The organism is Gilliamella sp. ESL0254, assembly GCF_013344985.1.
Classification (GTDB): Bacteria; Pseudomonadota; Gammaproteobacteria; order Enterobacterales; family Orbaceae; genus Gilliamella; species Gilliamella bombicola.
Genome location: NZ_JAAEDU010000002.1, coordinates 150,398 through 162,451 on the forward strand (window position 1 = coordinate 150,398; position 12,054 = coordinate 162,451).

Annotated in this window: 9 protein-coding genes; 4 read left to right on the forward strand and 5 right to left on the reverse strand. The window is 39.6% G+C overall.

Annotation, left to right across the window (positions count from 1 at the left end; translation table 11 throughout):
• Window positions 1-127: 127 nt before the first annotated feature.
• Window positions 128-694, forward strand: a complete 567-nt coding sequence (locus GYX25_RS07570; RefSeq protein WP_091347819.1) for a peptidylprolyl isomerase — start codon at window positions 128-130, stop codon at window positions 692-694.
• Between the two features lie 56 nt (window positions 695-750).
• Here the strand turns inward: GYX25_RS07570 and pepB are convergent, their stop codons facing one another.
• Window positions 751-2,031: an aminopeptidase PepB gene (gene pepB, locus GYX25_RS07575; RefSeq protein ID WP_174787089.1), complete on the reverse strand. Its 1,281-nt coding sequence runs from the start codon at window positions 2,029-2,031 to the stop codon at window positions 751-753.
• 100 nt (window positions 2,032-2,131) lie between these two features.
• Here pepB and GYX25_RS07580 point away from each other — a divergent pair, with 100 nt between their 5' ends.
• Window positions 2,132-2,905: a tyrosine-protein phosphatase gene (locus GYX25_RS07580; protein ID WP_167349308.1), complete on the forward strand. Its 774-nt coding sequence runs from the start codon at window positions 2,132-2,134 to the stop codon at window positions 2,903-2,905.
• A gap of 50 nt (window positions 2,906-2,955) precedes the next feature.
• Here GYX25_RS07580 and GYX25_RS07585 read toward each other — a convergent pair whose 3' ends face one another.
• Window positions 2,956-3,576, reverse strand: coding sequence for a 4'-phosphopantetheinyl transferase family protein (locus GYX25_RS07585; protein WP_091347829.1), 621 nt, complete (start codon window positions 3,574-3,576; stop codon window positions 2,956-2,958).
• Window positions 3,577-3,680: 104 nt separating this feature from the next.
• Between GYX25_RS07585 and metC the strand changes: the two genes are divergently transcribed.
• Both metC and tilS read left to right on the forward strand, forming a co-directional pair.
• A complete protein-coding gene (gene metC, locus GYX25_RS07590) occupies window positions 3,681-4,898 on the forward strand; it encodes a cystathionine beta-lyase (protein ID WP_174787090.1) in 1,218 nt (405 codons plus the stop codon).
• A 32-nt stretch (window positions 4,899-4,930) separates the two neighbouring features.
• Window positions 4,931-6,217 (forward strand): tRNA lysidine(34) synthetase TilS, encoded by a 1,287-nt coding sequence (tilS, locus tag GYX25_RS07595; RefSeq protein WP_174787158.1) that lies wholly within the window; start codon window positions 4,931-4,933, stop codon window positions 6,215-6,217.
• An 89-nt stretch (window positions 6,218-6,306) separates the two neighbouring features.
• On the opposite strand, the gene GYX25_RS07600 is transcribed toward tilS, so the two are convergent.
• From GYX25_RS07600 to GYX25_RS07610, 3 genes are all read right to left on the reverse strand, one after another.
• On the reverse strand, window positions 6,307-8,487 hold the full coding sequence (locus GYX25_RS07600) for a heavy metal translocating P-type ATPase (protein ID WP_174787091.1): 2,181 nt from the start codon (window positions 8,485-8,487) through the stop codon (window positions 6,307-6,309).
• Window positions 8,488-8,608: 121 nt separating this feature from the next.
• Entirely contained in the window at window positions 8,609-9,412 is an 804-nt protein-coding gene (gene suhB / locus GYX25_RS07605; RefSeq protein WP_174787092.1) for an inositol-1-monophosphatase, read from the reverse strand.
• 780 nt (window positions 9,413-10,192) lie between these two features.
• Window positions 10,193-11,818, reverse strand: a complete 1,626-nt coding sequence (locus tag GYX25_RS07610) for a hypothetical protein (RefSeq protein WP_174787093.1) — start codon at window positions 11,816-11,818, stop codon at window positions 10,193-10,195.
• Between the last annotated feature and the right edge of the window lie 236 nt (window positions 11,819-12,054).

The following is a 12,054-nucleotide window of genomic DNA, read 5'->3' on the forward strand; positions in this document are numbered from 1 at the left end:
ACTGCATACAATTAAATACTTCTACGATCTACAACCCAAAAAATTATCAGATTTTTCATAATAATTATTCAAAATAATTAAATATTCGGTATAATCAGCCCCACGCCTAGATTCAAGGAATTAATATATGAAAAAAATCAAACTATTATTTATTACAATATTACTAACTTTGCTTTCTACTGTTGCGTTAGCAGACACTAAGGTGTTATTACAAACTAGCATGGGCGATATTGAAATTGAACTAGATAGCGAACATGCCCCAATTACCACTAAAAATTTTCTTGATTACGTTAATAGTGGATTTTATGAGAATTTAACTTTCCATCGGGTCATTCCTGGATTTATGATTCAAGGTGGTGGCGCTGATGATCAACTACAGTTCAAAGATAATAATCCACCCATCAAAAATGAAGCAGATAACGGCTTAAAAAATGATCGCGGCACCATTGCAATGGCAAGAACCAGTGAAGTAAATAGTGCAACTAGCCAATTCTTTATCAATGTCGTTAACAATGACTTTCTTAATTACCAATCTCCAGAGCAATATGGTTATGCTGTATTTGGTAAAGTAATTAAAGGAATGGAAGTCGTTGACAAAATTGTTAATGCGCCAACTAAACGCGTCGGACCACATAAAAATGTACCCGTTGAGCCAATTTACATTAAAAAAGCGACTGTTATTGAAAGCAATTAACTAATTGATAATATAGAAATAAAAAAACCACTTTTTCAAGTGGTTTTTTTTCGGTCTTATTTAAGTTTGCTAAGTAAATTAGCAATTGTTCTAACCCCAACGCCTGTTGCACCCGTTGCCCATAAAGCGGTCGCACTTTTGCGGAATGTTGCAGAGCAATCAATATGTAACCAGTTTTGTTGATAGTTTTTAATAAAATGTGATAAGAAAGCCGCTGCAGTACTTGCCCCTGCGGTATTAGGTAATCCTGAATTTGCCATATCAGCAAATGACGATGGAAACTGAGTACGATGAAATTCAGCCAATGGTAATCGCCAAAAAGCTTCATGTTCCAAATCGCTACTCGCTAGCAATTGGTGAGCAAAGTTATCATCAAATGAGAGCAAGGATTGGTAATCGTTCCCCACTGCAATTTTAGCAGCACCAGTGAGCGTTGCGCAGTCAATAATATAATGGGGTTTGTCATTATCGGCACAAATTAAACCATCAGCTAAAACAAGGCGTCCTTCGGCATCGGTATTATCAACTTCAACCGTTTTGCCATTACGATAACGAATAATATCACCAAGTTTAAAGGCATTGCCGCTCACTAAATTATCTGCGCAACATAAATAAAGTTTAATACGATGAGTTATCCCTCGTGCAATAGCCAATGCTAAAGCACCTGTAACTAGTGCAGCCCCACCCATATCAGAACGCATTGACTCCATAAAGCTACTTGGTTTTAAGCTATAACCACCCGAATCAAATGTAATTCCCTTACCAACTAAACAAGCGATAATAGGTGCGTTAGGGTCTTGAGTGGGATTATAATCAAGCTCAAGTAATGCCGCTGGCCTATCTGACCCCTTACCTACCGTATAAATCCCCATATAATCGTGCTCTTTTAGAGCGTCACCTGAAATAATTTTATAAGCCACATCAGATGAATAAGTGCTAATTAACTTAGCGGCTTTTGTTGCTAACTCAATTGGACTTAATGTTTCGGCTTGCTCATTAACAATATCACGACACCAATCAATAATTGCCAAACGATGTTTTAGTTCTTGTTTATCTTTGGTATTCAGTTTTGGCCAATTGACCTTCGTGCTTTTTTTGGCATTACGATAACCTAACCAAAAATGCCAACAAGCTTCAAGATCCCAATTTTCACCACTTAATTTAACTGAACTTATCCCTTGGTTATCTAGCTTTCTTCCTGCGCGTTGAATTGCACCTAAGCGATGTTCCGACTTATAGTGAATAGTAATAATATTATCGGAAAAACTCAGAAGAGCATCCTTTCCCCATTGTGTTGGAGCTGATTGATCAGAAAGTAAAATAGATAACGTTGACATAATAAATACCTTAATCATGAGTTAAGCAAAACTGTGGCTTAATTCTAATCAGAAACATGTTAATATAGCAAGCGAAGTTAAGAATAAATAAGGGTGAATGATGACAACCGTTGTACAAATAAAAAATGGGATTAATTTTCGCGATTTAGGTGGAATCAAAACAACCGATGGTCGTCATATTCGCTCTGGCATGCTATACCGTTCTGGTGCATTTTCACTGATTACGCCAGAAGAACAGACTTTTTTATCTAATGAGTTAAACCTGCATTATATTTTAGACTATCGCGATCCTGATGAAATTGCCCGAAATCCAGATAAATTATGGCAAAACACTCATTATATTAATGTACCTGCTAACCCTTTGAGCGATACAGTCACCGCAAGTTTAACAAGCGATCTAGGTAGTGCCCACCAAACACTTAAAAAAAATGCGCCATTTGATTTTATGGTTAAGCTTTATCAACTACTCCCATTTAATAATCCAGCTTACCAACAACTTTCATCAATCCTACTAAACTCACAAGGTAAACCGCTAGTGCAACATTGTGCAGTGGGTAAAGATCGTACAGGTGTTGGCGTAGCATTAACGCTGTTTGCTTTAGGTGTGAGTGAAGAAGCTATCATGCAAGATTATTTATTGACTGAACAACTATTGTCAGATTATCGTGAAAACCTATTACGCCAATACCAACATAAGATTACTCCTGAGGAGTTTGAAAACCGCAAATTAATTTTTGCCGCCAAAAAAGAGTATTTAACAGCCGCATTTGACGCAATTAAAACACGTTACGATACCATTGACAATTGGTTATCACAGGAATATCAATTAAACGCACGCAATAGAAAAATAATCCAAGATATCTATTTAGTTTAATAAATAGCAATGATTTATTTTACCCTAATAGATAATAGCAAAAGGCTATATTAAGATAACAAAATCAATTTAGAAATCGGTTGATTACTGTTCACAGAAAGATGAACGTCGCCTACTTGACGATATTGATAATAAAAGTCTTGCCCAAAAGGGGCTATAATCATCTGCTGGTTTAAGTCAACTTTAACCGATTTAACTTGCCACACCCCTTTGGCATACAGTTTTAATGCCGACTCTTTCAACGTCCATAATTGCCAAAAAGCCGCTAATGTATCGTCTTGCTTAAGCATCCATTGATATTCATCATCCGCAAAAAAGTTTTTAGCCACCTTTAAATAATTTTTGCGCGGGCGTGCCACTTCAATATCGAGCCCAATCATCCCCGTTAATGAAATCGCCACCGCCACAGCATCTTGGCTATGACTAATATTAAAGTCAGGTAAATGACGTTCTAAAAAACGAGGGCGACTATTATCGCCAATGACCATGGCTGGTAAAGTTGGAATATGACAGTACTGCTTAAGCAAATTGGCTAATATTGAGCGACACACTAAAAACTGTTTTTTGCGTTCATCATTGAATTTATCAGCTTCAGCAACAATTTGTGGAGGCAATAATGAAAAGTCAATTTCGGTATGATTCAAATTAGCAAGTTGAATTATTAGTGTCATCGGTCAGCAAGCGTTCACAAAAATTATTTTTTACTATTTTAACAGCATGCTATTCTAACTGTTATAAAAATATAAAAATTTATAAAATTGCAAAAGGAATCATCATGTCATTACCAACAAAATTAGTTCACGCAGGACGCAAAAAGCGTTATACACAAGGTGCGGTTAATTCGGTTATTCAACGTGCATCATCACTGGTTTTTGAGTCTATTGAAACCAAAAAAGAAGCCACAAAAAACCGTGCTAATGGCGCATTATTCTACGGTCGCCGCGGCACATTGACCCATTTTGCACTACAAGATGCGATGGTTGAAATTGAAGGTGGTGCCGGTTGTTACCTTTATCCATGTGGTGCAGCAGCTATTACTAATGCTATTTTGGCTTTTGTAAAAACGGGTGATCATATTTTAGTATCAGAAGCCGTTTACGAACCCACTCAAGATTTTTGCCAGCACATTTTAAAAGATTTTGGTGTTCAAACTGATTACTTCTCACCATTAATTGGTCGCTCTATCGCAAATCACATTAAGCCAAATACTAAAGTCGTGTTTCTTGAATCGCCAAGTTCAATAACCATGGAAGTTCAAGACATACCCACCATTGTTAAAGCCATTCGAAGTGTTAATCCTGAAATCATCATTATGATAGATAACACATGGGGCGCGGGTATTTTATTTAAAGCGTTAGAGCATGATATTGATATCTCAATACAAGCCGGTACCAAATATCTTATCGGCCATTCTGATGCCATGATAGGCACCGCGGTTGCTAACGAGCGCTGTTGGGAAACATTGCGCGAACGTTCTTACTTAATGGGACAAATGTGTGATGCGGACACCGCCTATATGGCTGCGCGTGGTTTACGCACATTAGCAATAAGATTAAAACAACATCACGAAAGCGGTTTAAAAGTAGCAAAATGGCTAGCCAGTCACCCAAAAGTAGCAACCGTCAATCACCCAGCATTAGAAAGTTGCAAAGGACACGAATTTTTTAAACGTGACTTTTCAGGCGCAAGTGGCTTATTTTCATTTATACTCAAAGATCGATTAACCGACGTGCAATTGTCTGATTTTCTTGATAACTTAACTTATTTCTCAATGGCTTATTCATGGGGTGGATTTGAATCATTAATTTTAGCCAATCAACCTGAAGAACTAGCAAATATTAGACCTGTATCTGGCATAGACTTTGAAGGAACGCTTATTCGACTACATATAGGTCTTGAAGATCCTGATGATTTAATTGCTGATCTTGCTGCTGGTTTAGATAGAATCAAACAACATAAAAATAAAGCCAATGCATTACAAAGCTTGGTGTAATTAAATAGAAGATGAATAACCCACACCAAACAATGTTTGATGAAAGCATCAAACAAACAATTATGCATAAAATAACACACCACAAAGCACTACTGGTTGCTTATAGTGGTGGTGTTGATTCAACCGTATTAATGGATGCACTAGTTGCACTCAAACAGCAATTATTACCTGATTTAAAGCTAAGAGCGATCTATATTCATCATGGTTTAAGCAACAATGCTGATAACTGGGCAACGCATTGCCAAAAACAATGCCAAGCATGGCAAGTGCCGCTAATCATTGAAAAAGTCAAACTCGATCCTAGCGCAGGAAACATCGAAGAACAAGCCAGAAATGCACGTTACCAAGCTATCTATCGTCACTTAACAGATGATGAAACTTTATGCACTGCACAACACCTTGATGATCAATGCGAAACATTCCTTTTAGCATTAAAACGCGGGAGTGGTCCAGCGGGGTTAGCTGCCATGCCACAGGAAAATCAGCAACATCTTCGCCCTTTATTAACCATTTCACGCGCACAAATTGAAGCTTATGCTAATCAGCATCAACTCAACTGGATAGAAGATGAAAGTAACCAAGATGATCGTTATGACCGCAATTTTTTACGCTTAAAGGTCTTACCAACATTGAATCAACGTTGGCCACATTTTTCGCAAATGGTGGCACGCAGTGCTGAATTATGTCAGCAGCAAGAAGCGTTAATTAATGAATTATTATTGGCTGATTTTCAACAAATGGTTAGCCAACAAGGACAGCTAAACCTAGCGCCTTTAATGGCGTGTTCAGAATATAAACGCAATGCTATAATGCGCATGTGGCTACGATCCCAACAAATCACTATGCCAAGCCAAAAACAATTAGCACTCATTTGGCAAACGGTTGTGCTAGCAAAAGAAGATGCCAATCCTAAATTCATACTACATGACAGGCAAATTCGTCGCTATCAAAATCAACTCTATTTATTACCGTTATATCAAGATATTGAACAACAAATTTTTAATTGGGATTTGGCTTTGCCTTTAATTCTTCCTGATAGTATTGGTCAATTACAGGCTAATTATCAAACTGATTTATCTTGCCGTTTACCCCATGCAGATGAACAAGTCACTGTACGATTTCATGCTCAAGGACAATTTCAAATTATCAATCGCCATGGTTCACGATCAATAAAAAAGCTATGGCAAGAACATAACATGCCACCGTGGATGCGTACCCGAATCCCGTTGATTTACTATAATGAACAACTGATTTGCGCGGTTGGCGTGTTTGTTACCGAACAGGGAAAAGGCACACAAATCAGTTTTAGCCTAATTTAATTATCTATACAGTCAAACGCACAAATAACAAAGGCGGTAATTAGCCGCCTTAGTGTAAAAATTAAAATCCTAACGATTACCCTACAAGATTAAGATCTTGCTTTCCAACGTTTAAGTAACAACGCATTAGTAACCACACTCACGCTACTTAATGCCATAGCGGCACCAGCTATCATTGGATTTAAAAACCCGAATGCCGCTAGCGGAATACCAATCAAATTATAGAAAAATGCCCAAAATAGATTTTGTTTGATTTTATTATAGGTTCGGCGCGAAATATCGATTGCATCAGCAATTAAAAACAGATTACCACGCATAAGGGTAATACTTGCTGCATGCATAGCCACATCGGTACCCGTGCCCATCGCAATCCCAATATCCGCAGCAGCCAATGCTGGCGCATCATTAATCCCATCCCCCACCATTGCCACTCGATGATGGGTATCAACATGACTTTCTTTTTGTAATTGATAAACATAATTGGCTTTATCTTGCGGTAACACTTCAGCAATGACTTTATCCAAGCCTAACTGCTGCCCAACGTAATTCGCCGCTTTCTGGTTATCCCCAGTTAACATAACGTTTTTTACATTTAACTGATGCAACGCTTCAATGGCGGTTTTCGCTTCTGGCTTGATTACATCAGCAAAACCAAATAGCGCTAATATCACCACATTACCTTCTAATTGCTGCTTAGCTAAAAATGAAATGGTGTAACCTTTACTGGCTAACTCATTAATCTTATCGTCCATGCCAACAAAATAGGCATTTAATGATTTCATCCATCGCAAGCTACCTAAATAATACTGCGTATTATCAACAGTTGCCATCACCCCCGATCCCGCTACCGAGGTAATATTTTGAGCATAACCATACTCTTTAGCCTTACTTAAAATGGCTTTAGCAAGTGGATGCTCACTACCGGCTTGTAATGATGCGGCTAGCGATAAAATTTGATCGGGCGTCTCACTGCCTATAATATCCATTTCAACCAATTCGGGCTTACCGATGGTGAGAGTGCCGGTTTTATCAAATGCGACCGTATTAACATTGTGCAACGTTTCTAACGCTTCGGCATCTTTAATTAAAATACCATGGCGAGCAGCCACCCCAGTCCCCACCATAATCGCGGTTGGTGTTGCCAAGCCTAACGCACATGGGCAAGCAATCACTAACACCGCAACGGCATAAAGTAATGCTTGCTGCCAATCATGCAATATCATTCCCCAAGCCAATAGCGTAACTAGTGCAATCACTAAAATCACCGGCACAAAAATCGCACTAATGCGATCAACAATTCGTTGAATCGGCGCTTTTTTGGCCTGAGCTGATTCAACCATTGCAATGATTTTGGATAACGTAGAATCGGCCTGAATAGCTGTAGTTTTAACAAGCAGTAAGCCTTCACCATTAATCGTGCCACCAGTCACCACATCGTTAACGGATTTATTTACAGGAAAGCTCTCACCGGTTAACATTGACTCATCGCTACTTGATACGCCTTCAATCACAATACCATCAACCGCAATGCGCTCGCCGGGCTTAACAATAACAATATCCCCCACATTCACTTGGCTAATGGGTAAACTCACTTCTTGATCACCTTGCTTGACTAACGCAACATCAGGCCGTAGCGCACCAAGCGCTGCAATTGCTTGAGTGGTTTGATGTTTAGCGCTTGATTCTAGCCATTTACCGATCAAGATTAAGGTAATAATAATAACTGACGATTCAAAATAAAGATGTTCACTATTGCCAGTCATCAGCTGATAAACCGATAATCCATACGCAGCACTTGTGCCGATGGCAACCAATAAATCCATATTGCCAGCCCCTGCTTTAACCGCACTAAAGCCACTTCGATAAAATTTAGCCCCCAAGCCAAATTGTACAACCGATGCAATCCCCCATTGCAACCAAGCAGGCATCATCCAATTTATCCCAAACGGCGCTAATAGCATAGGCAGCACAAAAGGCATAGCCAGTATTACAGCAGTGACAATAGTCCAGTGAGGTGATGGTTTTTTCGATTTTTTTTGATTATCTGCTGACTCAGTGATTTTAACCGCATGATAACCCGCTTTATCAACCGCAGACATCAATGTTTCGAGCTTTACATGTTCATCAGCGTCAACCGTTGCTTTTTCAGTCGCAAGATTAACGCTAACATCAATCACACCATCGACTTTTTTGAGTGCTTTTTCAACGCGCCCAACACAAGATGCGCAGCTCATATCTTCAACAATAAAATGATATTGAACCGTTTTCATGATATATACCCTATATGGTTTATCGAGTTTAAAGTTAGTATATACTGAATATTAAAGGTTATGCACAAAAATAAAGCGGTGATCACAGGGCTTATATAACCCTGTGAAAAAAGAAAGGAAATTAGTTACGTAATTTTTCTGGCCAATCGTTTTGGGTAGAAACTAATAAATCTTTTACAATTCTAGGATTACCAGCCACAACATTGCCTGAAACCATATAATTATTACCACCAGCAAAATCGGTAATAACGCCACCTGCCTCACGCAAAATCAGCTCACCAGCAGCGATATCCCATGGTTTTAAGCCAATTTCAAAAAAGCCATCTAAACGACCTGCGGCAACATAAGCCAAATCTAAAGCGGCCGAACCTGCGCGACGAAAATCGCCACACTTAACAAACAACTTTTGCAAAACGGCAAAATAGCTGTCGCTGTATTGTTTAGCTTTAAACGGGAAAGCTGTTGCCAGTACGCTGCCGTCTAAATCTTTGGCATTACTCACACGAATGCGGTAACCATTAAGTTGAGCACCTTTACCACGAGCAGCCGTAAACAGCTCATTACTCATTGGGTTATAAACCACAGCAATTTCGGTTTTACCTTTAACTCGCGCCGCGATTGACACAGCAAAATGAGGGATATTTTTGATAAAATTGGTCGTACCATCAATTGGGTCGATTATCCATTGTGTATCGGCATCATTACCTTTAACAAGGCCACTTTCTTCGGCAATAATAGTGTGGTCAGGATGAGCTTTTTTGATTGTTTCCACAATTAAAGCCTCGGCCGCACGGTCCACATTAGTGGCAAAATCATTAGCGCCTTTGGCTTCAATCTCGATTGAACTAGGGTTTTCATAAGCCTTAATGGCCACATTGCCTGCTTTACGAGCAGCGCGAATAGCAATATTAAGCATCGGATGCATAATTTTCTTCCAATTGATGATGTTAAAGAACGGATTGATTTAGTAAGACTAATTTAGAGATACTAAAAATTACCGCATAGTATAAAGGTTTTGCTACTTTATTGCCAGAGCATAAGGGAATTGATAGGTAAAATAGTTTTGGCGGGGCATTTTTTACAAAAATCACCTTATAAAACACAATAACCCATCCCAAAAACAATGGTTATGTTATTTGTCCTATTCCGGCGTCAGAATGTGCCGACAACAGAGCGAGGTTAGCACGCCAAACAGGGATGTTTGGCGAGGCTATGCTTCGCCGGGAGCGAATCATAGCCGGTGCGTTAAGACCGAGCGGCGGCGTCGGACAAATTTGTCTGGAACAAATTTGAACATCTGAGCACAGCGAAGATGGCCTCGTAGAGGCGAGTATCAGGATGATACGAGTAGCGTAGCCGTAGGCCACATTCTGCAGCCAAAGCGTGGGATTGCAAAGGGAATTCGCTTTAATTCCCTTTGCTCGGACGTGGTCACTGTGGCTATTTTGTTCACCCAAGGTCAAAACGTCCGAAACCTTGCCGTACTATAAATAGACCACAAATTTAAACCGCCACAGCATTATCCACTAGGATTGCCATCGACACTTTCAGCGTCGCCGGCGGCGGGGCGGCGCGATTGTGGCTTCGCCGCAACAGCGCAACCCTAAGGGAAGTGCCCCAACTTGCGCGGGGGCGTTATTCTTTGTTAGATTGTCCTCTCAGGCACCATAACCGCCCCCGCGGCCCAAGGATTAAGGACTAAACACTAGGGTGTGGTGCACATACCGTAAATGCCGTAGGCGACAATTTCCTCGATGTTGCCGTCGGATGAGCTGACATCAAAGCCTTGAGATAAAGAATCGTCTCCTGTCCAGTATAAGAAAACCATATTCAGATCAACGTAGAAATTCGTGGCGCCCCACTCCGTAAAAAACCCAGCACCTATGTGACGCCGGTAATAATTACCAGATGAACTAGGCGTAGCGCCAGAAATAGGCCAACTACTAGCACCTGTATACACCGCGTTAGTCAAATCCCTAGCCTTAGCAAGACGATAACCCAAACTTCTACACCAATTTAATTGGTTATACTGAGAACCCTGATACCTCCGATTGACGAACCACTTCTGTAACACAAATCCATACTTCACCTCATTACCACTTCTATCCCTACCCACCAACTCAAATATCTGTGGCAAAGATGGTACGGTAAGTCTACTAGGACTACTTGAGCTTATTTGACTACTACTTGCCCTAGGACCACTTAACCTAACACGTGCGACAACTTTTCCTCTATCAATACTAGGAATCCATTCATCATGAGGTATAACATTTCTCACTGTAGCCGTTATTCCACCACGAGTGACCGGAGACCATGTCAGCTGACTTGCATCGACTCCATCTATGAGCAAATCAAAATACAACCCATCTGCACCCGTTGTAGGAAAATTTCGATTGTAATATAATGGATTTGTAGACTGAGTCAAAAAACCCTTTGTAGGAGACCATATATTCGATGGACCGGCGTACTTGAAATCGTCATGGATACGATTAACAGTAGCACCAGTACCACCAAAGTACAAATTCGGCCTTGCGTAACAAATACCAACATTAGCATACGGATTGATATAATATGTCACTGTTTGACCTCTAAAACTGGTCCTATTTGGAACCCCGTACTGTGTTTGTAAATATCCATCTGTACTACTTAATGTTACCCTATAAGGAGCACTACAAATACTTAATGCATCACGACGACTTACTGTTTGACCATTCTTATCCTTAAATCTCACCGAGATTCTTCCTGATGCCCTTATACCATTAGTACTCTCTCCATCTCCATCATCATCACGCCAATAATTATATCTAGTGATCAAATCACTTAAACTCACTGAACTAGCCGATGACGGGACCAATGTTTCTATATTACCCAAAGTACTCCCTACATAAGGCAAAACTATTGGATTTGATACACTTGATGTATTAGTAGACGGTGTGATAACTTGGCCATCCTGCAACTTAATAAACAATAAACTATCCGTTGAAGTAGCCCTTGTTCGACCACCATCAAACGTTAAATACGGCCCACTACCTTCAATGACCCTTGATGTATGCGCCGTTAATGCCACAGAACTCTGTGTATATGACAATAACAACAGTGCGAAGAACAATGACAATCTAGGTAATCTAAGTAAATTTACTAACCTAACTAAACTAGGTAACTTAAGTAAAATAGATAAATTAGAAAAACCAAATAAGCTAAGTAAAAAACTTAACCACGACGATAACCTCGGTGATGAAAATAAGAATTGAGTCCGGTTTTGAATACCGTGAAAATTAAAAAGACTTAGGGCGTAGGTTTGGCAGGCCAGATGCCAGATGCCAGATGCCATAAATGGTAATGCATTTCGATCATCCTGTCAAGTAAATTTTTGTTTTATTTATATTTTTTATAACTAACTGCTCGACTAACGAGCATTCCCTTGCTTTGAAAGCGATTAAATTATAACCGCGTGAGTAATAATTCGCTACCTTTTTTGTTAAAAATTTGTAAAGTTTTGTTAAAGGATGAGTCAGCTTATGTGTGTGTGCTTTGAGGAATAGTTTTGGGTGGTGATTTTTGGCTAAA

Bases quoted from the DNA above. Each gene is read 5' to 3' on its own strand.
- GYX25_RS07570 (WP_091347819.1), top strand. From the start codon at position 128: ATGAAAAAAATCAAACTATTATTTATTACAATATTACTAACTTTGCTT.
- pepB (WP_174787089.1), bottom strand. From the start codon at position 2,031: ATGTCAACGTTATCTATTTTACTTTCTGATCAATCAGCTCCAACACAA.
- GYX25_RS07580 (WP_167349308.1), top strand. From the start codon at position 2,132: ATGACAACCGTTGTACAAATAAAAAATGGGATTAATTTTCGCGATTTA.
- GYX25_RS07585 (WP_091347829.1), bottom strand. From the start codon at position 3,576: ATGACACTAATAATTCAACTTGCTAATTTGAATCATACCGAAATTGAC.
- metC (WP_174787090.1), top strand. From the start codon at position 3,681: ATGTCATTACCAACAAAATTAGTTCACGCAGGACGCAAAAAGCGTTAT.
- tilS (WP_174787158.1), top strand. From the start codon at position 4,931: ATGTTTGATGAAAGCATCAAACAAACAATTATGCATAAAATAACACAC.
- GYX25_RS07600 (WP_174787091.1), bottom strand. From the start codon at position 8,487: ATGAAAACGGTTCAATATCATTTTATTGTTGAAGATATGAGCTGCGCA.
- suhB (WP_174787092.1), bottom strand. From the start codon at position 9,412: ATGCATCCGATGCTTAATATTGCTATTCGCGCTGCTCGTAAAGCAGGC.
- GYX25_RS07610 (WP_174787093.1), bottom strand. From the start codon at position 11,818: ATGGCATCTGGCATCTGGCATCTGGCCTGCCAAACCTACGCCCTAAGT.